Source organism: Fibrobacter sp. UWH9, assembly GCF_900129715.1.
Lineage (GTDB): Bacteria > Fibrobacterota > Fibrobacteria > Fibrobacterales > Fibrobacteraceae > Fibrobacter.
The window spans coordinates 19,633-42,954 of the sequence record NZ_FQWP01000021.1; the positions used below are offsets into that span (position 1 = coordinate 19,633).

At 52.7% G+C, this 23,322-nt stretch carries 16 protein-coding genes; 7 read left to right on the forward strand and 9 right to left on the reverse strand.

The features are described from left to right. Nucleotides 1-14 precede the first annotated feature (14 nt). From cdaA to BUB94_RS13495, 7 genes are all read right to left on the reverse strand, one after another. Complete coding sequence (gene cdaA / locus BUB94_RS13465) at nucleotides 15-854, reverse strand: diadenylate cyclase CdaA (protein WP_073161411.1); 840 nt, start codon at nucleotides 852-854, stop codon at nucleotides 15-17. Then, nucleotides 841-1,731 carry a dihydropteroate synthase gene (folP, locus tag BUB94_RS13470; protein ID WP_073237937.1) on the reverse strand — a complete coding sequence of 297 codons (891 nt, stop codon included), beginning with the start codon at nucleotides 1,729-1,731 and terminating at the stop codon, nucleotides 841-843. Before folP ends, cdaA begins: the two co-directional genes overlap by 14 nt. Before the next feature lie 38 nt (nucleotides 1,732-1,769). Next, complete coding sequence (gene ftsH / locus BUB94_RS13475; protein WP_305773851.1) at nucleotides 1,770-3,965, reverse strand: ATP-dependent zinc metalloprotease FtsH; 2,196 nt, start codon at nucleotides 3,963-3,965, stop codon at nucleotides 1,770-1,772. A gap of 54 nt (nucleotides 3,966-4,019) precedes the next feature. After that, on the reverse strand, nucleotides 4,020-5,033 hold the full coding sequence (tilS, locus tag BUB94_RS13480; protein WP_083538291.1) for a tRNA lysidine(34) synthetase TilS: 1,014 nt from the start codon (nucleotides 5,031-5,033) through the stop codon (nucleotides 4,020-4,022). A gap of 38 nt (nucleotides 5,034-5,071) precedes the next feature. After that, on the reverse strand, nucleotides 5,072-5,422 hold the full coding sequence (gene hisI / locus BUB94_RS13485) for a phosphoribosyl-AMP cyclohydrolase (protein WP_073161414.1): 351 nt from the start codon (nucleotides 5,420-5,422) through the stop codon (nucleotides 5,072-5,074). A 69-nt stretch (nucleotides 5,423-5,491) separates the two neighbouring features. Next, a complete protein-coding gene (locus BUB94_RS13490; RefSeq protein WP_073237972.1) occupies nucleotides 5,492-6,766 on the reverse strand; it encodes a glutamate-5-semialdehyde dehydrogenase in 1,275 nt (424 codons plus the stop codon). Between the two features lie 320 nt (nucleotides 6,767-7,086). Then, nucleotides 7,087-9,936, reverse strand: a complete 2,850-nt coding sequence (locus BUB94_RS13495) for a glycoside hydrolase family 2 protein (protein WP_073161415.1) — start codon at nucleotides 9,934-9,936, stop codon at nucleotides 7,087-7,089. Between the two features lie 216 nt (nucleotides 9,937-10,152). Between BUB94_RS13495 and rplU the strand changes: the two genes are divergently transcribed. The 7 genes from rplU (at nucleotide 10,153) to BUB94_RS13530 (ending at nucleotide 20,529) form a co-directional block, all read left to right on the forward strand. After that, nucleotides 10,153-10,638 (forward strand): 50S ribosomal protein L21, encoded by a 486-nt coding sequence (rplU, locus tag BUB94_RS13500; protein WP_073161416.1) that lies wholly within the window; start codon nucleotides 10,153-10,155, stop codon nucleotides 10,636-10,638. Nucleotides 10,639-10,641: 3 nt separating this feature from the next. Beyond that, on the forward strand, nucleotides 10,642-10,902 hold the full coding sequence (gene rpmA / locus BUB94_RS13505) for a 50S ribosomal protein L27 (protein ID WP_073161417.1): 261 nt from the start codon (nucleotides 10,642-10,644) through the stop codon (nucleotides 10,900-10,902). A gap of 130 nt (nucleotides 10,903-11,032) precedes the next feature. Continuing rightward, complete coding sequence (locus BUB94_RS13510; protein WP_073237975.1) at nucleotides 11,033-13,402, forward strand: hypothetical protein; 2,370 nt, start codon at nucleotides 11,033-11,035, stop codon at nucleotides 13,400-13,402. Nucleotides 13,403-13,432: 30 nt separating this feature from the next. Then, nucleotides 13,433-14,221, forward strand: coding sequence for an inositol monophosphatase family protein (locus BUB94_RS13515; protein ID WP_073237942.1), 789 nt, complete (start codon nucleotides 13,433-13,435; stop codon nucleotides 14,219-14,221). Nucleotides 14,222-14,598: 377 nt separating this feature from the next. Beyond that, nucleotides 14,599-15,948 (forward strand): NADP-specific glutamate dehydrogenase, encoded by a 1,350-nt coding sequence (gdhA, locus tag BUB94_RS13520; protein WP_073161419.1) that lies wholly within the window; start codon nucleotides 14,599-14,601, stop codon nucleotides 15,946-15,948. Nucleotides 15,949-16,335: 387 nt separating this feature from the next. Next, on the forward strand, nucleotides 16,336-18,306 hold the full coding sequence (locus tag BUB94_RS13525; protein ID WP_073237945.1) for a glycoside hydrolase family 5 protein: 1,971 nt from the start codon (nucleotides 16,336-16,338) through the stop codon (nucleotides 18,304-18,306). 138 nt (nucleotides 18,307-18,444) lie between these two features. Further along, nucleotides 18,445-20,529: an FISUMP domain-containing protein gene (locus BUB94_RS13530; protein ID WP_073237948.1), complete on the forward strand. Its 2,085-nt coding sequence runs from the start codon at nucleotides 18,445-18,447 to the stop codon at nucleotides 20,527-20,529. An 8-nt stretch (nucleotides 20,530-20,537) separates the two neighbouring features. Here BUB94_RS13530 and ligA read toward each other — a convergent pair whose 3' ends face one another. Both ligA and BUB94_RS13540 read right to left on the reverse strand, forming a co-directional pair. Beyond that, nucleotides 20,538-22,700, reverse strand: coding sequence for an NAD-dependent DNA ligase LigA (ligA, locus tag BUB94_RS13535; protein WP_073237952.1), 2,163 nt, complete (start codon nucleotides 22,698-22,700; stop codon nucleotides 20,538-20,540). A 48-nt stretch (nucleotides 22,701-22,748) separates the two neighbouring features. After that, a complete protein-coding gene (locus tag BUB94_RS13540) occupies nucleotides 22,749-23,303 on the reverse strand; it encodes a manganese efflux pump MntP (RefSeq protein ID WP_073161423.1) in 555 nt (184 codons plus the stop codon). Between the last annotated feature and the right edge of the window lie 19 nt (nucleotides 23,304-23,322).

Below are 23,322 nucleotides of genomic sequence, written 5' to 3' on the forward strand. Positions count from 1 at the left end.
TTTAATTCCTTTCTTTATTCTGCTTTTTCTGCGGCGGCTTCCGTCTTACCGGTTTCACGAACGTCGTTAAAGAGTTCGCCCCAGTGGCGGATGATTTCCTGCTTCAGTTCCTGGACGCTGATGTTTCGGCGCAGGGAGTTTCTGTAGGCGATGGAGATGTAGCCCGTTTCTTCGGAGACCACGATGACCAGGGCGTCACATTCGGCGGCCAGAGCCTTTGCGGCGCGGTGGCGCATGCCGTAGCCCGCTTCCTTTTCGGCGTTGCCAGTGGGCATGGGGAGGATACAGCCTGCTGCAACAATGCGCTTGCTGTTTACGATAACGGCACCGTCATGAAGGGCGGAGTTGGGGAAGAACAGGGCGCGGAGGAGTCGGGCGCTAATGCGTGCGTCGAGAATTTCACCGGTGTCGGCGTAGTTCCTGAGGCCCACTCGCTTCTCGAGAACGATCAACGCTCCGGTGCGGGTCTTTGCCAGGTCCTGGACTGCGGCGGCGATAGTCTTGGTAATGTCATCCAGGCCGCTGGCGTGGAAGAAGAAATTGTGGAGGTCCAGCTTACTGGCTGCGATACCGATTCGGGTCAGCGCGCTTCGGATTTCGGGCTGGAACAAGATCACCACGGCGATAATTCCCAGGGTGGCCAGGTTACTGATGAGCCACACGACGGTGTGCAGTTCCCACCACTGGGCGATAATCCAGGCAAGGATCAACAGCAATCCGCCAAAGAGCATCTGGGCTGCGCGGGTTCCGCGGAACAGCAAAAAGATGTAGTAGAGGATAATTGAAATCAAGAGGACGTCAAGGATGTCCGCCATACGGACATCGATGATGTCGAACAGTTTAAACAGAACCATTCATGGCCTCCAGATAGAGCATGGATTCCTTGGCTTCCTTTACATCGTGGACGCGGATGATACTTGCACCGCCCAGGGCTGCCACAATGCCTGCAGTAACGGTGGGGATCAGTCGGTCGCTGGTTTCGAGCCCCGCCATCTTGCCGATGTAGGATTTGCGGGAGGTGCCGATCAGAACGGGGTAGCCGTCTTCCAGCATGTCTTCCACGGACTTCATCAGGTCAATGTTGTCCTGTACCGTTTTGCCGAATCCGATGCCCGGATCCAGACAGATTTTCTGAGGTTCGACGCCCAAGTCCAGAAGGAGCTTTGCCTGGGCCAGCAGTTCTTCGCGGACTTCCTGTACCACGTTCTCGTAGGGCTTGAAGTCCTGCTGCATGGTTCCGAAGTTTCCGCGCATGTGGTTCAGCACCACACTGGCTCCAGTCTTTGCAACGACTGCAGGCATGTCCTTGTCCATGGCGCAGGCGCTGATGTCGTTGATGATGTGGGCGCCAAGATTCATGGTCTCCTGGGCGACCTTGGACTTCACCGTATCGACGGACATGTAGAAGGTGGGGGCGTCGCTGTTTTTAGCGAACTTGGCCAGACGTTCTACCAGCGGGCAGACTCGGTCCAGTTCTTCCTGTACGCTTACGGGAGCGCTTCCCGGACGGCTGCTTTCGCCACCGATGTCCAGAATGACAGCCCCTTCCTGGAGCAACTTCATGGAATGCTGGAAGGCGGCGTCTAGAGTGTTATGCTGTCCTCCGTCAAAGAAACTATCCGGCGTTACGTTGACGATTCCCATAATGAGAGGGGTGGGCTGGCAGGAGAGAACCTGGTCGCCGATTTTCCAAGGTAAGGCGCGGGACTTGCTAAGAACGGACTTGAACATAAATGCTTCTAGGGGTCGATAGGTGTGAGGTTGAGTTTTTAGTTTTCTTCTTTTGCTTCGGCAGTTGCACTGGCTGTGGTTTCAGCGGAGGCTTCGGCTGCTTCGGCTGGAGCTTCAGCGGACTGGGAGCTGCTGTCGCTGGCGGTTTCGGAACCGGTAGCCGGGGCAGGCTTCACTGCTTCAACGGGAGCGTCACTTGCGGGAGCAACAGGAGGCTGTGCACCGGGGTCGGGAGGCGGAGTGTCTTCGGCCTTCTTCTTGGCAGCCATTTCTTCCATGGCCTTGTACTGGCGGCTCTTCTTGGTGCCTTCCAGCTTTTCGCCCGCCATGACGCGGTCGATTTCTTCGCGGTCCAGAACTTCGAATTCGAAGAGGGCTTCGGCCAGGTCGATCAGCTTGTCCTTGTTTTCTTCAATCAGCTTCTTGGCTTCTGCATCCAGACGCTTGATCAGTCCGTTAACAGCCTGGTCGATCTTCTGGGCCATCATTTCGGACATTTCCTTAGGCTTGCTGATTTCGCGACCCAGGAACACTTCGCCATCGGCGCGGCTATAGCAAACAGGACCGATTTCATCGTCGAAGCCCCATTCGGTCACCATCTTGCGGGCCAGTTCCGTGGCGCGCTGGATATCGTTGGAGGCGCCGGTGCTCTGATGGTTGAAGAATACCAGTTCTGCCAGACGGCCGGACATCATGATCATGATGCGTTCTTCGGCGTATTCGCGGCTGTAAGAAACCTGGTCTCGTTCCGGCAGGCTCATGGTTACGCCAAGGGCGCGACCGCGGGGGATAATGGTAATCTTGTGCAGCGGGTCGGAATGCTTGCACAGCAAGGTCATAAGGGCGTGGCCTGCTTCGTGGTAGGCGGTATGGCGCTTTTCCTCGTCGGTCATGAGGAGGGTTCTGCGTTCCGCACCCATAGAAAGCTTGTCGCGGGCTTCCTCGAAGTCCAGCATGGTCACCTTCTTGTTGTTGAAGCGGGCGGCCATCAAGGCGGCTTCGTTCACCAGGTTTTCCAGGTCTGCACCGGCAAGTCCCGGAGTGCCCTTTGCAACAGCCTTGATATCCACATCGTCTGCCAGAGGAACCTTGCGCTTCTTCAGGTGGACGCGGAGGATTTCTTCACGGCCCTTCAGGTCGGGCAGTCCCACCACAATCTGACGGTCAAAACGACCCGGACGGAGCAAGGCCTTGTCCAGAACATCGGGGCGGTTGGTGGCTGCAATGAGGATCACGCCTTCGTTGGCGGTAAAGCCATCCATTTCCACCAGCAACTGGTTCAAGGTCTGTTCGCGTTCGTCGTGTCCGCCACCAAGGCCTGCACCACGCTGACGACCGACGGCATCAATTTCATCGATGAACAAAATACAGGGAGCATTCTTCTTTCCGTTTTCAAAAAGATCACGGACTCGGCTAGCACCCACGCCCACGAACATTTCCACGAAGTCGGAACCACTCATGCTAAAGAAGGGGACTCCAGCTTCGCCGGCAACGGCGCGGGCCAGCAAAGTCTTACCGGTACCCGGAGGGCCTACCAACAATGCACCCTTGGGGATACGTCCACCAAGTGCGTCAAACTTTTTGGGATCCTTAAGGAATTCTACAAGTTCCTGCAAGTCCTGCTTGGCTTCGTCACAGCCTGCGACGTCGGTAAACAAGGTCTTCTTCTTTACGTCCAGCTGGCGGGCCTGGCTCTTGCCGAAGGCGAAGGGGTTCTTGCCGCCACCGCCCATCTGACGGCTCATCATAAAGTAGAAGAACACAATCAGGAGGATTGCCGGCATGAATGCCACCAGGGTATCCATCCAGGAGGATTCTTCGTGGATGACCTTGACCTTGACTCCCTTGAAAACTTCCCAGGCGGTAATCTGCTCGTTGGTGACGTCCAGCATGTGGCTGACGAAATGCTTGGTCTTGCCAGTATCTTCGTTCTTGGCGAAGCGGGCGATCACGCTCTGACTCTTTTTCGCGGCGGCCTGCTCTTCGGCAGTCATTTCGCGGGCGCCTTCAATGATGATGCCATCCTTGGTCTTCTGCAGGCTCAGTTCCGTAATGACCTTGGTGGAATCTCCCATCATGGCCAGGAATTCCGTGCGGGTCATGTTGGCTTCTTCATTTTTCCCTGCCAGGGGGAACATAATGAATAACAACAGGATCATCACGATAAGGATGATAAAGTTCTTGTTCTTGTATGGGGGCGTGGGCTTTCCACTTTTGCCGGGGCGTTGACTCATACTTTCCCTTTAGAATAGTTCAAAAAATTTCGTACACCGACAAAATACAAATTATTAAATGTCTGCTGAGGCCTTCTTCTCGCAAATTCTGATAATATTGCGTTTTTTCTCGATGAATCGGGTGCGGTAAGAGAGGTTCCTGATGTCGTTGAGCAGGGCCTTGCCCTTGAAGGTTCCTACGGGGAATCGGTAGCCTTGACGATCCAGCCATAAACGGAAAATTTCGTCCATGCCGTTCTTTAGGGAAATCTTTCCTTTTTTGGTGTCGAGGGTAAGGCCGTCATCCCTTGAAATGACAAGCGGTAGGAATAGCTTGTCTGCAATAGTCAAGATCCTTTCGTAGGCGGAGACAGTTTTTGACGCAATCCGGACCAGCTGACTTGTGGCCCCGGGATGCAATTTTTCTAGGGTGGGGAGTGCTTCGTGCCGAATCTGGTTGCGGGTGAACTTTACGTCGGAATTGCTTTCGTCTTCGCACCAGTCCAGATTATTATCGCGGGCGTATTCCTGCAGTTCCTTGCGGGAAACGTCAAGAAAGGGGCGGTAAAGGAAAACCGCTTCATGGGGGAGGTCCGTGTCGGTTGCTAGCAGGCGAACGCTCTGGATGCCCTGCAATCCTGCCAGGCTTACTCCGCGACGTAACCTGAGGTACACGGTTTCCGCCTGGTCTCCGGCGTGGTGGGCGGTAACGATGGCGTCGGCGCGGTTCTCGTGGGCGAATTTCCGCAATGCATCATAGCGGGCATCCCGTGCGTTATTTTCTAACGAACCCTCTGCGGCTTTTAACGCTACTCCATCCAACGTTCCTAAAAAAAATGGGCTCTGTTTTTGTGCGGCAAAAACCTTAACAAATTCAGCATCCCGATCTGCCGTTCCTTCTCGCAGCCCATGATGCACATGGGCGATGCCTAACCACTCGATTCCCAGGGCTTCCTTGTGAACTACGAAAAAATGGGCCAGACAAATAGAGTCTAACCCACCGGAAACCGCCAACAAAAGACGCTTCCAGCCGTTTTGCTTGATTTTATTTCTAGTGGATTCAAGGAATGATGGGGGGGGATTGCTCAAAACAAAAAACCTTTATCCTCTATCCTTTATACTCTCCGCTATTTTTCGCAGACCTTGAAGAAGCAGCTGCGGGCGCCTGTGTGGCAAGCCACTTGCGGCCCCTGCATGCGGACCTTGAACAGCAAGGCGTCGCTGTCGCAGTCGGTGGCCCATTCCACGACGGTCATGACGTTTCCGCTGGTGTCGCCCTTGTGCCAGTATTCCTTGCGGCTACGGCTCCAGAATACCATTTCGCCACATTCCTGGGTTCGGCGGAGGGCTTCCTCGTTCATCCATGCCATCATGAGAACATCACCCTTGTCTGCATCCTGAACGATAGCGGGGGCCAGCATCACTCCGTCTACTTCCACTTCGAACTTCACTTCTTTCATGATATCTTCAAATTTCATTTTGAATCCTTTTTTTTTGGATTCTTCGCTTCGATGCTTTTGCATCTTCGCTCAGAATGACGTTTGCTATTAACCGCGGACTTGGCCTTCGCCACGGAGCACCCACTTGTAGGTGCAGAGGCTTTCAACGCCCATGGGGCCACGGGCATGGAGCTTGTCGGTGGAAATGCCCACTTCGGCGCCAAGGCCGTATTCGCCGCCGTCTGCAAAACGGGTGCTGGCGTTCACCATGACGCTGCTGGAATCCACGTTGGCCACAAAGTAATCCTGTGCGGCGGCGTCTTCGGAAACAATGGCTTCCGTATGGCGGCTGCTGTACTTTTCGATATGGTCGGCGGCTTCTTCTACGTTTTCCACGAACTTCACGCTGGCCTTCAATGCCAGATATTCGGTGTGGTAGTTGGCTTCATCGCCGATGTCGGTGACGTTGGTGATGCCTTCCAGACGCTTCTGGGCGTCGGCGTTACCGAACAGTTCTACGCCGCGGCTGGTGAGGGCTTCCACAAGACGCTTCACGTCGGAGGAGGGGAGGGCCTTGTCAAACAGGACGCATTCCATGGCGTTGCATACGCCGGTGCGCTGAGTCTTGGCGTTGATCAGGATGTTCTCTGCCTTTGCGATGTCGGCGGACTTGTCCACATAAACGTGGCAGATACCGTTAAAGTGCTTGATGACAGGAATCTTGCTCTGGTCCACAACGGCGCGGATCAGGCGTTCGCCACCGCGGGGAATCACCAGGTCTATGCAGTCGTTGCGCAGCAGCAGCATGCTGACCAAGTCGTGGCTGGATTCCGTTACCAGCTGGACGGCATCTTCGTCAACGCCATTTTCGGTGAGGGCCTTGCGGAAGATATCTGCCAGACACTTAGCGCTGTTGATGGATTCCTTGCCGCCACGGAGAATCACGGCGTTTCCCGCCTTAAAGCAGAGGCATGCCCCGTCGATGGTCACGTTGGGGCGGCTTTCGAAAATAAAGAACACGGAGCCGATAGGCACTGCCACGCGGCTGATCTTGATTCCGTTCTTCAGTTCGCGGGCTTCCAGAACCTTGTTCAGCGGGTCAGCGAAGGCGGCGATTTCTTTGGCACCCTTGGCCATGGATTCGATGCGGGCGTCATTCAAAGTCAGACGGTCCAGCATGGAGTCGCTAATCTTACCCTGGGCGGCGTCGGTGTCCAGCTTGTTTGCGGCGAGAATTTCCGGCTTGCTTGCGCGGAGCAGTTCGGCCACGCGGGCCAGAACCTTACTGCGGGTCTCTGCGCTGAGGGTGCGGATTTTCTTGCTTGCCTTGCGGGCGTTTTGGGCCAGAAGGTCGGAATATTTCTCTAAATCGACAGTGTTCATGCTGTAAATATAGCTATCGCGACGGACATCGTCCAAGTTGGAATATTCTTCACTTGGAATTTTGGGAAAACTGCTTGCTTTTTGTAGTAAAAAAGTATACTTTGAAATCAATACAGGTTTGTTTTTACTCGCGACATTAATGGGTAGTCGCCAGGGTATCGGACTTGGGTGTTTAGACTCGGTGCTTGCCTTCTCTCTCATAAGGCACCGAGTCTTTTTTATTTATAGGTAAGCGGGTCGGTCCCGCTAATTTTATATAAAATAAAAGACCGCGGAGTGTATCCGCGGCCTTTTAGCTTTAACCTGTTTGCTTTTCGCTATTACAGCAGTTCCACGATCTTGGTGAACAGTGCGTCGGCGAGGGCGTTGGTTTCAAGACCTTCGAAGACGTTGAACTGGTTGAACATGATCTTACCCTTACCGAAGGGGTAGAGCTGCAGGTCGCAACCGGTCTTCACTTCGCCTTCCTTCAGGGAGACGGAACGTGCGAACACCTGTGCGCCGGGCAGTTCGTTCAGGGAAATGCTGGGCATAACCGCTGCGGCGTTGTGGTCCAGAACTGCGGTTTCTCCAAATACGGATGCCAGGGCGGAACCCTTGGGCAGGTAGTGGAGGCTCATTTCGTTGGCACCGGTGCTCCAGTGAGATTCAATGTTGCTGTCGAAATGGTGGCTCTGGTTCAGGAAGTCGATGTCGTCCTGGGTCATGTCAGAAAGCAGCAAGGTCTTGCCGCCGTTCTTGACCACGTCGATTAGCTTGTCCAGAATTTCATCGGGCCAGGAGCTGAGGTTTGCGGTAAAGATGATGGGTTCCTTGCCGGAGAGTGCGGCCAGAGCGTCGCTGGATTCTTCGCTTTCGTCCAGGAAGCAGACCTTCTTCATGGCGGAACGTACGTCGGCCTGGTCGATAACGATCAAGTCTTCTGTAGACGTATGGATGGTGTTGCCGTTGTCCAGCAGGGTAATCTGCAGCTGGTACTTGCCCTCATTGCGGGGGGCCATCATGGTGCAGATGCCCAGCTGAGTCAAGCTGGTCTTGCCGGCCGGTTCTTCCGGTTCCATAGTCTGGCTAGAAATTTCCTTGCCCTTGGCGTCCAGCAGCTTGACTTCTACAGAAACTTCTTCGAGACGCTTGTTGTTCAGGAGGGTAATCTGGAAGCTGATTTCGCTCTGGGGGGCGACCACGTGTTCCAGTTCGCTGACAAGAGCGCGGCTGGGGGTGGTGATTTCCTTGGTGAAATCTTCGAAGCCCTTGCTTACGCGGTTTTCGTCATTGATACCGCAGAAGTCGGTGCTGCAGTCTGCCCACTGATCCAGGAAGAAACCGGAAATCTGGGGGTTGCTCTGGAAGGCGCTGACCTGGTCCAGCTTGCTCTTGAGGCCAATGCCGTTTACGTCGCTGCAGAAGTCCCTGTAAGACTTCCATACAGAAAGGTCGCTTTCCACAAAGTTTTCGATGGACTTGACGAAAGTCTTGACGGCCTTCTGGTTCTTGGTGCAACGGGGACCCTTGATGGTGGTTGCATCCTTGGGAAGAAGGGTGTGGTTCTTCAGGGTCACCAGCATCTTGTTGGAGATATCCTGTGCTACGTTTTCTTCTTCGTCCTGGAAGTGAGCGTCGCCAAGACCTGCATCCGGAACCATCAGCTCTTCGTTGTCGCGGTCGAAGCTGTGGGCCAGGTAGTGGGTGTAGGTGGCGCTGGGGCTCATGCGGGGGTTCACGCGGAGCGTTGCGTAAGCAGAAATGCGGTCTACGGTAACGGGCAGGAGCTTGCCGGTATCCTTGCGGAAGTTGCCTTCGTTATCCAGGTAGATACTGTTCAGGTTGCTGATTACCGGGCGGGTCATGTCTACGGGGCCGATGGCGTTCAGCATCTTGTTGCCGTTCTGCAGCAGGAAGGTGCCGTTTTCGGAACCCAGGACCCACACACCGATACAGGGGTGGTTGTGCTGTTCCTTGATCAGGTCGTTAATCAGCTTCTTGGCGATTTCCAGACCCTGGGGGGTGGAACGCATGGTGTGGATGGGGAATTCCTGGAAGACGATCAAACCGATCTTGTCGCAGATGTTCAGGGCTGCCTCGGTCAGAGGTGCGCCGCAAGAACGGATGGCGTTGAAGCCTGCTTCCTTGACGGCCATCAGGTCCTTTTCCAACTTGGGGTTGTTGTCGGTCCAGAGACCGCCTTCGCTCCACTGCTGGTTGTAGCTGACGCCCTGGATCTTGAGAATCTGGTCGTTCAGGTAATAGTCGCCCTTAAGGCAGTCGAACTTGCGGAAGCCGAAGGTGCGGACGACGGGGAAGGCATATTCGGGACGCTTGATTTCCTTGCCGTCCTTTTCCTTAGCGGCCTTGATTTCCATCTGGAATTCGATGGCGAAAACGTTGGGGTGGTCGGGGCTCCACTGGAACTTGTCTCTCTTCAGTTCCTTCACTTCGAACACGTAGCGCTGGGTGGCGTTTTCCTTGTCCAGCTTGATGTTATTGATGAAGTGTTCGTAGACTTCGCCTGCCGGATTCTTCATGAGAACGCGGAGACGGGTCTGGAAGCCACGGGGGTTGTTGAAGCTGACTTCGCAGGCGATGCGGTCCTGGTCCAGGTCCGGTTCCACGTGAACGTCAGAAATGAAGGCTGCAGTACCGAGAACCAGGCTTACATCGCCATAGATACCGCCAAAGGGGTACTGGTTCCAGGGGAGGCCGACGGGCATTTCGCTAGGATGGGCAAAACGGTCGTCTGCGCCTTCCTTGGATTCGCGGCCGAAGTCGATACGGCTGTTGGCGGCGCCCATGTTGGCAACGCGTACGCAGAGCACGTTTTCTTCGCCGATCTTCAGGGCCTTCTGGGTTTCAAATTCGAAAGGAGTGTAGGCGCCGAAGTGGGTGCCCAGCAACTTGCCGTTCAGCCAGACAGTTGCATGAGTTGCGATACGGTCGAAATGCAGGAAAATACGCTTGGTCACCTGCTTTTCATCTTCGATGGTGAAACGTTTGAAATAGTAAGCGCAGTCCTGGGACATCAAAAACTTGTCGAATGCGCGTTCCCAGACGTGGGGAACCTGGACAGTTTCAGTGTTTGCCGGATAAGTTGCGTACCAGCGGTTGGAAATACCGGTGTCTTCGGTATCCCAGAGCATCTGCCAGTCGCCATTTAGACTCATTATCTTACTCATTTGAGGGTCCTTTATAGTTATACGGGGGCAAAGTTAGGAAAATAATGGGCGGCGAACAACGATTGTTAGGCGAAGGAGGGGCTAAAAAGGGGGAATTTTCGGGATGGTACCGCAAATTTTTAAAAATATGTTCATTTTCTGTGGATAAACCCTTTAATTTTTTTGACGGCGTTGCTAAATTTGTGGTCCCAATAGCAACTTAAAAAGGATTACAAAATGTATTCTATTGTTGAAACAGGTGGTTTCCAGTATAAAGTCGAACTCGGCAAGACCTACAAGGTTCCGACCCTCGACGCAGCTGTTGGTTCCGAACTGGAGCTCAAGTCCGTTCTTCTTTTCGCAGGAAAAGAAGTGCAAATCGGCACCCCTGTCCTGAATGATGCTTCCGTCAAGGTTGAAGTTCTCGACCACGGCAAATACGATACCATTATCGTGTTCAAGAAGAAGCGTCGTACTCGTTACGAACGTCGTAACGGTCATCGTCAGGGCTATACCGAGGTGCTCGTAACGGAAATTCGCTCCGGCGCAGAATCCGCAACTGTTGAACCTCAAGTTATTACCCGCAACCGCGCTCGCGTGGCTGCCCTTGCTAAGCAGAAGGCTCAGAACAAGCCCCTCACTCGCAAGGAAAAGATCGCTCAGGGTCTCCCGAAGCCTGCTAAGGTCAAGAAGAACTCTCTGCGTAAGGCTAAGGAGGCTTAATCCATGGCACATAAGAAAGGTCAAGGTTCTGTTCGTAACGGTCGCGACTCTAACGCCAAGTATCTTGGTGTCAAGAAGTATGCTGGTGAAGTTGTCAAGGCTGGCAACATCATCGTCCGTCAGCGCGGTTCTCACTTCCACAACGGCAAGAATGTCGGCATGGGCAAGGATTTCACCTTGTTCTCCCTCATTGATGGCGTCGTGAAGTTCGAATACGTCGATGCAAAGCGTCAGAAGGTTTCCGTTTACGCTGAAGAAAACTAATTAAGACGCAAGGGAAACCCGAAGGTTTCCCTTGGAGCCTTTCCTAGAATCTTTGAGTAAACAAGCTAAAATGCTTTTGAGTAAGGTCATCCGCAAGGGTGGCCTTATTTTTTTTGCTAATTTTTCTTCTATGGTCAAGAGATTTTTGTCTTTTTCTGTTTTTGTGTTGCTGGTTGCTTGTTTGGGCTCCGTTTTTGTCGCTTGCTCCGATGATGATAGCGAGGTTGAATACCTTTTTAACAGGGAAGTTTCCGAACTGACTGTCCTTAGGGAGTGCGCCTCTTCTGCCGACAGCGGGGCTTTCTGCTATCAGGTCCGTTATCAATATCCCATCGACAAGGATGATCTTTCCAAGATTTACCTGTGGTTCGATTCTACGGTTGTGAAGGACTCCACCAGGTCTGTGGGGAGCAAGGAGCTGGACAGGGCCGATACCGTTATCGAGTATAAGAAGACCAAGGCTCTCTACGATACGGTGGATCTTACCGGAAGCGACATTCTGGAAAGTGTCAGGGAATCGAAGCGCGAAAGCCTGATGGTGGCCATCTATTGCGAGTATACCAGCGGCGGTCCCGGTTCGGTACAGCATGTGTATATTCATTTCCGGGATGATATCGCCCCTCTGTTTTCTGTGCTGGACCGTCCTGAATCGAAGTGGACTACGGGCGCGGAATTTAAGTGGACCCGACCCACAGACCAGACGGACTATTACGACCCCAACGACTTGAGCGGCGTGATTGCCGGCTACAACATTATCATCTATGCCGAAAACCAGGATGAAGATCTTTCCAAGATCAAGGTGACGGTCAAGTCTCCTGATGGCGTTGATTCTACCGGCAAGGAAATCTACAAGCGTAATGCCCATTTCTTCTCCAATGGTGATTCCCTGTGGGAAGAATCTGTGGAAGTTCGAAAGTCCAACAAGAACCGTCTTCACCTCTTGATCAAGGATGGCAAGGGGTATAATGCAGACGAACCCGATTCGAATATTTTCAGTTTGGTGATTGAAGGCCTGAAAGCCGAAAGCAAGTACAAGATTGCGTCTACCGCCTTTGATGCCAACGCCCAGTATGCGGGTAACGATTACATGTCCGAAAGTTCCTGGCATGACTTCTCGACCACCGATTCCATTGCTCCCTTGATGCCTACAAAAATCTTTACTCTCAAGGATACCCTGTTCCCCAACATGGCCCGCCTTGATAGCAATAACCGCCTGCGTATTTTCTGGAGCCGTAGTGTAGACCCGCTGAAGGAAGATCATAATATCGATGTGGATTCAGTCCTGACCTTGCCCAAGGACTGCCTGATGTTGCTGTGCTACGATACCGTTGAAACCTACGAAATTGAAACCTTCAACAAGAGTGCCAACAAGTGGGAAAGGCATGAATGCCCGGATGACACCTGCCAGTACAACAAGCTTTACCAGATAGACGGTGACAGCGTGCAGATCGTGGCTGACGAAGTAAGCGCCAAGGGCGTTTCCGCATTCGTTACCGATACGATCCGCTGGGTGTCTCCCGGCGATACGTTGATCCTGCGAATCCGTGCTGTGGACAGGTCTGGCTACAGTTCCATCGCCCTTGTCGATACAGTTGTGGTCTCTCCGGGAGAACTGGCTAGCCAGGTGGAATGCCCCGAGGGCTTTATTGCGGTGAAGGCTTCCGACACTACCGGCGTCTTCTGCATGGAACGTTATGAACACCGTAACGATTCCGGCGAATTCATGGTGAACGTCCTGCATTCCGAAGCGTTGGAGACTTGTAACTCGATTTCTGCAAGCGGGTTTACGGTGAGCCTGTGCAAGGAACGCGACTGGGAACTGGTTTGCCTTTCTGGTGGGTCGTTATCTTACGGCGTTGTGGAAGATGCTTCCGATGGAGTCGTGGATTACCTCTATTCCTATTGCAATGTGGCGACCAACGATTCCTTGTCTGCGGCATCTATTGCTACGCGCAGTTCTAGATGCGTGAATCCCATGGGCGTGTTCGACCTTCCTGGCCAGTATCAGGAATGGGTGCTGGGCCGCTCCGAAGATACCTCTGTCGTGGTTCGTGGTAGCAGCTATAAGAAGATGGGTGGCGTCGACCTGGAATCCCAGGCCCTGTGTACCAACCGCAGCTTCCCCTACTATACCCGCCCTGAATATACGACGGATTCCGTGTTCCTTTATCGCGAAGGTACTCGAGTGGATACGGTGTATACGGCTGACACTTCTAGGACGCTGTACAAGATTCTGACCAAGAAGGACTTCAAGGATTCCTTGCAGTTCTTTGATGTTCAGGATTCCAACGGCAATTCCGTGGGTGTGGACTATGCTCCCTATGGCGAGTACAAGAAAGGCGGCGAGAAGTGGCTGGAGACTTTGGGTGGCAGTCTGAAGTATGTCCCTGACCATATCGAGGTGGTATTCCTGACGGGGAAGAAGACCATGTATCGCGAAGCTTCGGCTTTCTATAAGTCTTCGTCGATTGGTTTCCGTTGCTGTGCCTACCCCGAGTAAGCCGTAGGCCGGATAATTCATTGGATTTCTATGGAAAACGTTTCTGAATTTTTGAAAGTGGCCGAAGAACTTGCCCGCAAGGCGGGGGAGGTCTGTCTGGAGCTGCAGAACAATCTGGGCGACGTCAAGTACAAGTCGGCCAAGGACGTGGTGACTATTGCCGATGTCACTAGCGAAAAGCTTATTGTGGAAGGCCTCCGTGCCGCATTCCCCACCCATTCTATCCGTACCGAGGAAGCGGGTGTTATTGAAGGTTCCGATTCGCGTTACCGCTGGATTATCGACCCGGTAGACGGAACCGTGAACTTTAGCCGCGGGATCCCCCTGTGGGGTATTTCCATTGCGCTCCACTTTGAGGGTGAGCCTCTTGTGGCCTGCGTCAACCTGCCCAAGCTGGGCGAGATGTTCACCGCTATCAAGGGCCAGGGAACTTTCATGAACGGCAAGCCCGTGCATGTGAGCCGCGAAGACAATCCCACTCATGCCATCGTTAGCAACGGCGACTTCAACGTGGGCGATCCTCAGAAGATTAATGCCCAGAATTCCAAGAACTTTGCGGCGGAGGCGGTTGCCTTTGAACGTGTGAAGTGTCTCGGTTCTGCGGTTATCGAAGGTTGCTTTACCGCTTGCGGCCGCCTGGATTGCTTCGTGATGACCATGAGCTATCCCTGGGATATTGCCGCTATCGCCCTTCTTGTGGAAGAGGCCGGTGGCCGTTCTACCCATATCGACGGTTCCGAAATGCAGTTCGTGGATGCGGAACAGGTTGTTTTCAGCAACGGTCTGCTTCACGAAGTACTTGTTCAGACGGTCAAGTAAAGTTAGACGGACTGAGTCCGATTTTTTCCAAAAATTGTAATGAAGAGCCCTCGAAAGGGGGCTCTTTTTGTCTGTTTAAGGGGGTTGGGATGACGTTTTTCGCAAAACAAAGTGTAAAACTATGTTTACAAACTGAAGTGAAAATGACGAACTTACAAAAATGTAGGCTTTTGTAAGTATGACCCTTTAAATTTAATCAAAAAACGCAATTGTAAAATCTGCTGAAAAACTAACTTACAAAAATGTAGGAAATGAACGTTTTTTGTACAATACCACTTGTTTTTTTTCATTATTTGTTATTTTTATTTCCGTAACAGAAATACCACTCGATGGTACAAAGTTTTATCTAAACAACAACTCTCATTGGAGATAATATTATGGCAATCCAGAATGCTTACCTCAAGTCCGTCTATGAAAAGGTCGTCGCTCGCGATCCGGACCAGGCTCTCTTCCACCAGGCTGTTCGTGAATTCCTCGAATCCCTGGACCCCGTTCTCGCTCAGGACAAGTCCTGGGAAACCAACGGCGTGATCGACCGCCTCGTCGAACCGGAACGCGTTATCACTTTCCGCGTACCTTGGCTGGATGACAAGGGCAACGTTCAGGTTAACCGCGGTTACCGCGTTCAGTTCAACTCCGCTATCGGTCCTTACAAGGGCGGTCTCCGTCTCCGTGGCGAAGTGACTCTCTCCATGCTGAAGTTCCTCGGCTTCGAACAGATCTTCAAGAACTCCCTGACTACTCTCCCCATGGGTGGTGGCAAGGGTGGTTCCGACTTCGAACCCAAGGGCAAGTCTGATAACGAAGTGATGCGCTTCTGCCAGTCTTTCATGACTGAACTCTGCAAGCACATCGGCGCTGACACCGACGTTCCGGCTGGTGACCAGGGTACTGGCGCTCGCGAAATCGGTTACATGTTCGGTCAGTACAAGCGTATCCGCAACGAATTCGTTGGCGTTCTCACTGGTAAGGGTCTCTCCTACGGTGGTTCTCTCGCTCGTACCGAAGCTACCGGTTACGGCCTCTGCTACTTCACCCGCGAAATGCTGAAGGATCTCGCCAACACCTCTTTCGCTGGCAAGACTGTTGTTATTTCCGGTTCCGGTAACGTTGCTATCTACGCTACCCAGAAGGCTCAGGAACTCGGTGCAAAGGTTGTTACCGTTTCTGACTCCAACGGCTACATCTATGACCCGAACGGCATCAAGGTTGAAGTTGTTCAGCAGATCAAGGAAGTTGAACGCGGTCGTATCTCCGAATACGCAAAGCGCGTTCCGGGTTCTGAATACCACGAAGGTTCTAAGGGCGTTTGGACTGTCAAGTGCGACATCGCTCTCCCGTGCGCAACTCAGAACGAAATCGACGAAGAATCCGCAAAGGCTCTTATCGCTAACGGCGTGATGGCTGTTGCTGAAGGTGCTAACATGCCTTCTACTCCGGAAGCAATCGAAGCCTTCCTCAAGGCTGGCGTTCTGTTTGGACCTGCTAAGGCTGCAAACGCTGGTGGCGTTGCTACCTCCGGTCTCGAAATGTCTCAGAACTCCGAACGTCTCTCCTGGACCTTCGCTGAAGTCGACGCTAAGCTCGATGGCATCATGACCTCCATCTACCAGGCTGCTTCTTCCGCTGCTGCAAAGTACGGCGACAAGAAGAACCTCGTTATGGGTGCAAACATCGCTGGCTTCCTCAAGGTTGCTGACGCTATGAAGTGGCAGGGCGCTTGCTAAACAAGACCGCTCGCGCAAATCGCGGGTAATGAACCTCCGATAGCGCTCGCTCTCACAAAAAGGACTGGTCGAAAAAGACTAGTCCTTTTTGCTCACGTCAAGACCGCTCGCGCAAATCGCAGGTAAAGAACCTCCGATAGCGCTCGTTCTCACAAAAGGGACTAGTCGAAAAAGACTAGTCCTTTTTGCTCACGTCAAGACCGCTCGCGCAAATCGCAGGTAAAGAACCTCCGATAGCGCTCGCTCTCACAAAAAGGACTAGTCGAAAAGACTAGTCCTTTTTGCATTTCGGAGGTGTGTACAAGAGAAAACAACTTTTTCATCTTAGTTGATTTCCTGTATTCCGAATTGGAATAGATTATGGGTGTACATAAGAAAGAGGTTGGTATGAACATTTCAAAATATCTCGAATCCAAGATGAAGTTTTGCATGACCGGTATGGTTGCAGGTCTTCTGGCATTCGGCCTGTCAGCTTGCTCTGACGATTCTTCTTCTTCTGCATCTTCCGAAGACGATGTGGTGGTTTCTTCTGATTCCAAGGATGAAGACAAGGATGAGTCTTCTTCTAGCGTCAAGGATTCTACGGATGAGGAAGTTTCTTCTTCGAGCATCGTTTACGAAGTGAAGGCCCGCGCAAATCAGCTGGTCAAGGACATGGGCGCAGGTATTAACCTGGGCAACGTTTTCGAAGCTCCCAATACGAACTTCAAGGGGTTTGACGATTCCCAGTTCAAGAGCAACTGGAGCGAAACGATCAAGCCCAAGGATTTCAAGGCCTTGGCCGATTCCGGTTTCAAGAACATCCGTATTCCTGTAAGTTGGGAAGAACATGTGACTGGCGAAGGCGCAGAATGCGTCGTAGATGAAGATTGGATGAAGCAGGTCTTCTGGGCTGTAGACCATACGATCAAGAATGGTATGATCGCTGTAATCAACACCCACCATTGGGATGCCATGTACGAGAATCCTGACGAGGAAACTCCTTGCCTCTTGAGCGTGTACAAGCAGATGATGGCTAACGTGATCAAGTATTCTCCCGACTCCCTGGTCGTGGAAACCTTGAACGAACCTCGCGGCAAGCTGACCAACGATAAGTGGAACAGTGTCGTGGCTTCCATTATCAATGTGGTTCGCGAAGCTGATCCTGCCCGAGTTATCATGGTGGGTACCTACAACTACAATTCCTACAACTCCGCAGCCGCTCTTTCTCTGCCTGCCGGCGTTGAAAATATCATCGTGACCTTCCATTACTACGATCCGTTTAACTTCACTCACCAGGGTGCAGACTTTGTGGATCCCAAGTACGAAACGGGTACCGAATGGCGTGCCACTCCGGGTCAGAAGAGAGCTGTAAGGACAGCTTTCAGCAAGATCAAGGACTGGTCTGACAAGCATGATATTCCTGTATACCTGGGTGAATTTGGCGCCTATGAAGCCGCCGACTCTGTCTCTCGCGAAACCTGGACTTCCTACATCTCCTACCTGGCCCACTCCCTTGGCTTCGCAACTGCCTACTGGGAATTCAGCTCGGGCTTCGGCGTGTATGACGAAAACAAGGACGAATGGCGTAGTTACCTGATGCGTGCCTTGCTGCAGCCCACCATGACTTTCGATGACGCTGTCTATCCGGATCTGGATACTCTGGGTTATGTGCTGCTGGACGACTTTGACGGTTTCGACGGCGATTCCATTCATGTTAGCGCTCTCGCCGCTAAGGTTGCCAAGTCCAAGGGCGACGAACTTTCCGATGCCCCCAGCTGGTATGCCTACTGCATTCCCACCAGCAATATGACCATTGAATCTGGCGATACCATTATCACCGGAATCATGGTTGCCGATACCACCAATTCCTACGAAAAGACCAACTTCGAACAGATGATCACGAAGAATGGTCACGATGGTCGCGGTCTCTATGTGAAGATCCACCTGGAAGGCGATTCCTACCCGTGGGCTGGTTTCGGTACTCAGTTCGATAGCGATAACAAAAAGCGCTTCGACTTCAAGAATCTGAAGGCAATGACCTTCTGGGCAAAGGGTACCGGTTCCTTCAAGATCAACTGGAAGACTGATTACGCCGATACCTGCTGCGCCGATACCTGGGGTGCTTTCGGTACCGAAATCGACTTGACCGATGAATGGAAACAGTATACGGTCTGGTTCGACCAGTGGGTGGCAAGCGCATGGTCTGACTTGCAGATTAGCGGTGCCGAATGGCTGGACCACAACGACGACATTTTCAACCTTCAGTTTAGCAACGGCTCCTCTTACGGAGAAGTGGTTAACGAAGACCTGGAAATCTGGCTGGACGACATCCGCTTCTATGGCATGAGCGACAGCGATTTCGGAATAAAGAAATAGGTTCCTGGATTTCTCCCATAAAAAAGGTCCCTGAGCGATCAGGGGCCTTTGTCTTGTGGACTTATTGGCAATGCTATTGCTTTATTTCGTTAATTTGATTGGAGGTTATGTTATTATATTGGAGAATGAGGGTTTGTTATGAATTTATTTGTTGTATTTGTTCTTTTTTTGTGTTCCGTGGCTTTTGCCCATGTTGAAAAGATGCCTGACGTTCAGGATAATCGCGATGGACGTGTCTATAAGACGGTCCAGATTGGCGAACAGCGCTGGATGGCCGAGAATCTGCGTTATAACGTAAGAGGAAGCGTCTGCTACGAAAAGAAGGACTTCAATTGTGAAAAGTATGGCCGCCTTTATAACTGGGCCATGGCCATGATGCTGGTGGATTATTACAACTCCCATTCCATCCAGAAACTCGTGGGCAAGTACAAGAAGGGCAAGATCCACGACATTTGCCCCACGGGCTGGCACCTTCCTTCTAACAAGGAATGGAAAAAGCTGAAGTTCTTCGTGGCCAAGAAGGGCGTGAGCGACGGTGTGGCCTTGAGCCTCAAGTCTACCGAAAGTTGGGAAAAGGAATTGCGTATTCCTGGCGGAACCGATGAGTTTGGCTTTAATGCACTGCCCGGTGGTGAACGTGATTTTGAAGGCCGCTTTTTTGACCTGGGCCGTTCCGCTGTATTCTGGACTTCTACTGAATATGATGACGGCGGTGCGCGAAACTGGTGGATCTACTATGACTCCCGATCCATGGAAGGCAATTATGATACCAAGGAAACGGGTGCCTCTGTGCGTTGCGTAGAAGACCGCCTCTATGAAATTAAGGAACCGCCTCCTCCTGTGCCTAAGGTTGAACCCAAGGTGGTGGAAATTCAGGGACGCAAGACCCAGACCGTTCATATTGGTGATCAGGTGTGGATGGCTAACAATTTGGACGTGAAGGTTCCGGGTAGCTATTGCTATGCCAACAAGGAAGAAAATTGCCAGAAGTATGGACGTCTCTATACATGGGCCGGTGTGGTAAAGCTGGACCAGAAGTTCAATCAGTCTGTGGGTAAGGATTCTATTTCGAAGCGTAAGCCCAAGGGTATCTGCCCCAATGGCTGGCACGTCCCCACGTCTCTGGATTTTGCCCGACTGAACACCTACCTGAAGGATATCGACGAAGCTGTTGGCGTGGGTACCAACCTCCGTTCTAGAACTGGTTGGGACGAAAGTGAAGATGCGCTGATGGGCGAAAATGGATTTGGCTTTAATGGCGAAGCCTTTGGCGTGTGCAAGTACACCAAGCCTAAGGAAACTTGCGTCAGCGTTATCAAGGCCATTTTGCCTGGCCCCACCAAGACGTCTCCGGCCGATACCGTCTACGCCGATTCCTGCGTGGTGGATCCGACCTGGGTTCCGTCGCTGGCCTTTGAGGGTAACGGTACTTTGACTGGCTTCTGGAGCGGAACCGAAGTGGATTCCTTGAGGGCGGAAGTCCGCAAGCTGAGCTTTGACGATGACGACTTCATTCTGGATACGGCCCGCAAGGATGAGGCTTACTACCTGCGTTGCATTATGGATCCGCCTGACGATGACGAACTTTACGACAGCACCGCCTTTGTGGATAAGCGCGACGAAAACAAGTACAGGACCGTTGCCGTTGGAAGTACAATCTGGATGTCCGAAAACCTGAGGTTTGCCGCTCCGGGCAGCTACTGCTACGAAGACAAGGATTCTCGCTGCCGTTCCTATGGCAGACTTTACCCCTGGTCTGTGGCCATGCGCTTGCCTGCTGACTATGTGGACAATTCCATGTCTGGCGGAATCACCCAGGAACACCAGGGTATCTGCCCCGATGGCTGGCATATTCCCACCAACGAAGAATGGATTGAACTGGGGCAGTTTGCCTTGAGCAAGCGTAAGGGTGGCGTAGGAGCCGCCTTGAAGAACAGGGAATTCTGGGCCCGTGGTGGCGCTCCGATTTCTGCTGCATCTGGTTTTAACGCCTTGCCTTCGGGTAGCCGTATGTCTGACGGCGAATACATGGAGCTTGGATCCAGCACTTACTTCTGGACCGCTGCCGGTGGCGATGGCCTCGGTGCCGTCTACTGGTACTTAGTGAACAACAGGGATGACTTTACCAGTGCCGAAGATTTCGACAATGCAGCATTCTCCCTGAGGTGCGTCAAGAACAAGCTGACAAAGGCCGCTGCCCCTGCAGCAACCGCAGCTCCCTAATTGATGTTCTAGAAAAGGCTGAGCTGTTCGCCAGAGTTGGCGGGCTCGGCTTTTTTATTGTCTGAACTTTCTGCGGCGGCTCCATCGGCATTGGAATCGTTTGCAGAAATCTGTTCCAGCAGCCAGGCCTCGTCGTGGACGGGGATTCCCAATTCATTTGCCTTGGTAAGCTTGCTGCCTGCAGCTTCGCCTGCCAATACCCAGCTGGTCTTCTTGCTTACAGATCCGCTGACCTTGCCGCCATTCTCTTCGATAAGTTTGCGGGCCTCGTCGCGGTCCATGGTGGGCAATGTTCCTGTAATGACTGCGGTCTGCCCGGCAAACAGAGTCTTGATAACTCCCTTGAATTCGGTGGGGCAGCCCAGCTCCACCAGCTCGTCGATTTCGGCGGTGTACATGGGCTTGTGGAAAAATTCATATACGGAATTGGCGATGACTAGTCCGGCGTCCTGAACTTTTAGCAGTTCTTCCATGGGGGCGGTGCGGATGGCTTCTAGCGTGCGGAAATGCTTTGCGAAATTGCGGGCGCTGGTACGTCCGACGAAACGGATGCCGAGACCGTGGAGCAGATTTTCGAGGCTGCGTTCCTTGCTGGCCTGGATGGCGTCGAAGACGTTCTTGGCGCTCTTCTTGGCCATACGTTCCTGGCTTTCCAGGTCTTCTTGCGTAAGGCGGTACAGGTCGGGAATCCGTTTGATTTTCCCGGTGGCGATAAGACTTGCGATAAGACTGGGCCCCAGGTTTTCGATGTTCATGGCTTCGCGGCTAACGAAGTGTTCGAACAGACATTGTACCTGAGCCTGGCAGTGCAAGTTTTCACAGCGCAGAATCACTTCGCCTTCGATGCGGGTGAGGGGCGTGCCACATTCCGGGCAGTTGGCAGGGGCGGTAACGGGGAGGGCTCCTTCGGGGCGCAATTCCTTTTTGACGTCGGTAATCTTGGGGATGATTTCACCGCCCTTTTCTACACCGACGGTATCGCCAAAGTGGAGGTCCAGTCGAGCCACTTCGTCAAAGTTGTGGAGGGTGGCGCGCTTGACGGTTGTTCCTGCCAGACGGACTGGAGCCAGGTTGGCGACGGGGGTGACGGCACCGGTACGCCCTACCTGGAATTCTACAGAAAGCAGGGGAGTGTAGGCACGTTCCGCCTTGAACTTGTAGGCGATGGCCCAGCGGGGGCTCTTGCTGGTGGTACCCAATGCGCGCTGCTGGTTTAGATTGTTCAGCTTGACCACCATGCCGTCGATATCGAAGGGGAGGTTATCGCGGTCGGTGCCAATCACTTCTGAAATCTTCATGATTTCGTCGGCGGTGTTGGCGGTCCAGAACTGGTTGGTGTTAAAGCCCAACTTCCTGAGCTGTTCCAGGTTTTCTTGATGGGTGGCGTTGCCACTCTGGGGAATATGGTAGGCAAAGAAGCGCATGGGGCGGGTCTTGCATTCGCTGACGTTCTTCAGCTTCAAGGAACCGGAAACGGTGTTGCGGCAGTTCTGGAAAATCTTCTTGCCTTCAAGGATCAGCTGTTCGTTCAGGCGGTCAAAGGCCTCACGTTCCATATAGACTTCACCACGGACTTCGAATGTTCCCTGGGGAATTTCTGACGGATCCAGTTTCAACTTCTTGGCGTCAAAAAATTCAGGAATGTCGGCGATGGTCAAGGCGTTCAAGGTGACGTCATCGCCCTGGGCGCCGTCGCCGCGGGTAACGGCCTGCTTCAGGCGGCCATTTTCGTAAACCACACTAAGGCTGACGCCATCGATCTTTCGTTCACAAATCCACTTCGCGGTTCCTGCCTTGAGGTCTGAGGCGTTAGCTTCCTGCTTCTCGTCTGAATCCCGTCTCTCACCTAAATCCTCCAGCCCTCTTTCGGCGGCTTCCACGAACTCCGCCATCTCTTCGGCGCTGTACACGTTAGAGATACTGAGCATCGGCACGGCATGGGTCACTTTGGCAAAGTCGTTGGTCAGGTCGCTGCCCACGTTGCGGGTCAGGCTGCTGTAATTTCCCAGTTCAGGATATTTCTTTTCAAGCGCTTCCATCTCCTTGAGGCCAAAGTCAAAATCCTGGTCGCTCATGGGGGAGACGCCTTCCTTGTAATAAAGGCGGCTGGCTTCTTCCAACTGAGTCTTCAGTTCAAAATATCGGCTGCGGTCAATTTCCTTCTGATCCATATAAACCCTGTTTTTAAAGTATGCGTTCCTGAACTGATTAACCCATATTTAGAATAACATTTTTACGCCGATGCCAATGAGGATGGTTCCTGCAATAATCTCGGGAATCTTGGTCTTGAACTGCTTTGCGGCATGGCGGCCGATTTCGTAACCGATAACTCCCATCATAAAACTGGCCACGGCGATTGCCGAAGTGGCGAACACCATGTTGGCGTTAATAAAGGCGAATGAAATTCCCACGGCAAAGGCGTCGATGCTTGTGGCGACGGACATGAGCAAAATGTTGGCGACGCTCAGGTTCTTGGCGCTGGCCTCTGCCGCCTCGTCGCTACCACGGACTGCGCCCCAGATCATGCGGCCGCCCAGAACGCAGAGGATGGTGCAGGCGATGGGGGTGCCGATGGAGCTGAACCAACGTTCTGCAAAGTTGCCCAGGAAATACCCCAGCAAGGTCATGCCGCCCTGGAAAACTCCAAAGGAAATAGATTGAAGTAATGCCCTGGAATAGGGGATCCCTGTCTTGCTTAAACCCGTAGCGATGGAAACCGCGAAGCAATCCATGGCTTCTACAATGGCGATAACGATGATTTCGATAATACCCATAAGACAAAAAATAGAAAAA

Bases quoted from the DNA above. Each gene is read 5' to 3' on its own strand.
- cdaA (WP_073161411.1), bottom strand. From the start codon at position 854: ATGGTTCTGTTTAAACTGTTCGACATCATCGATGTCCGTATGGCGGAC.
- folP (WP_073237937.1), bottom strand. From the start codon at position 1,731: ATGTTCAAGTCCGTTCTTAGCAAGTCCCGCGCCTTACCTTGGAAAATC.
- ftsH (WP_305773851.1), bottom strand. From the start codon at position 3,965: ATGAGTCAACGCCCCGGCAAAAGTGGAAAGCCCACGCCCCCATACAAG.
- hisI (WP_073161414.1), bottom strand. From the start codon at position 5,422: ATGAAATTTGAAGATATCATGAAAGAAGTGAAGTTCGAAGTGGAAGTA.
- BUB94_RS13490 (WP_073237972.1), bottom strand. From the start codon at position 6,766: ATGAACACTGTCGATTTAGAGAAATATTCCGACCTTCTGGCCCAAAAC.
- BUB94_RS13495 (WP_073161415.1), bottom strand. From the start codon at position 9,936: ATGAGTAAGATAATGAGTCTAAATGGCGACTGGCAGATGCTCTGGGAT.
- rplU (WP_073161416.1), top strand. From the start codon at position 10,153: ATGTATTCTATTGTTGAAACAGGTGGTTTCCAGTATAAAGTCGAACTC.
- rpmA (WP_073161417.1), top strand. From the start codon at position 10,642: ATGGCACATAAGAAAGGTCAAGGTTCTGTTCGTAACGGTCGCGACTCT.
- BUB94_RS13510 (WP_073237975.1), top strand. From the start codon at position 11,033: ATGGTCAAGAGATTTTTGTCTTTTTCTGTTTTTGTGTTGCTGGTTGCT.
- BUB94_RS13515 (WP_073237942.1), top strand. From the start codon at position 13,433: ATGGAAAACGTTTCTGAATTTTTGAAAGTGGCCGAAGAACTTGCCCGC.
- gdhA (WP_073161419.1), top strand. From the start codon at position 14,599: ATGGCAATCCAGAATGCTTACCTCAAGTCCGTCTATGAAAAGGTCGTC.
- BUB94_RS13525 (WP_073237945.1), top strand. From the start codon at position 16,336: ATGAACATTTCAAAATATCTCGAATCCAAGATGAAGTTTTGCATGACC.
- BUB94_RS13530 (WP_073237948.1), top strand. From the start codon at position 18,445: ATGAATTTATTTGTTGTATTTGTTCTTTTTTTGTGTTCCGTGGCTTTT.
- ligA (WP_073237952.1), bottom strand. From the start codon at position 22,700: ATGGATCAGAAGGAAATTGACCGCAGCCGATATTTTGAACTGAAGACT.
- BUB94_RS13540 (WP_073161423.1), bottom strand. From the start codon at position 23,303: ATGGGTATTATCGAAATCATCGTTATCGCCATTGTAGAAGCCATGGAT.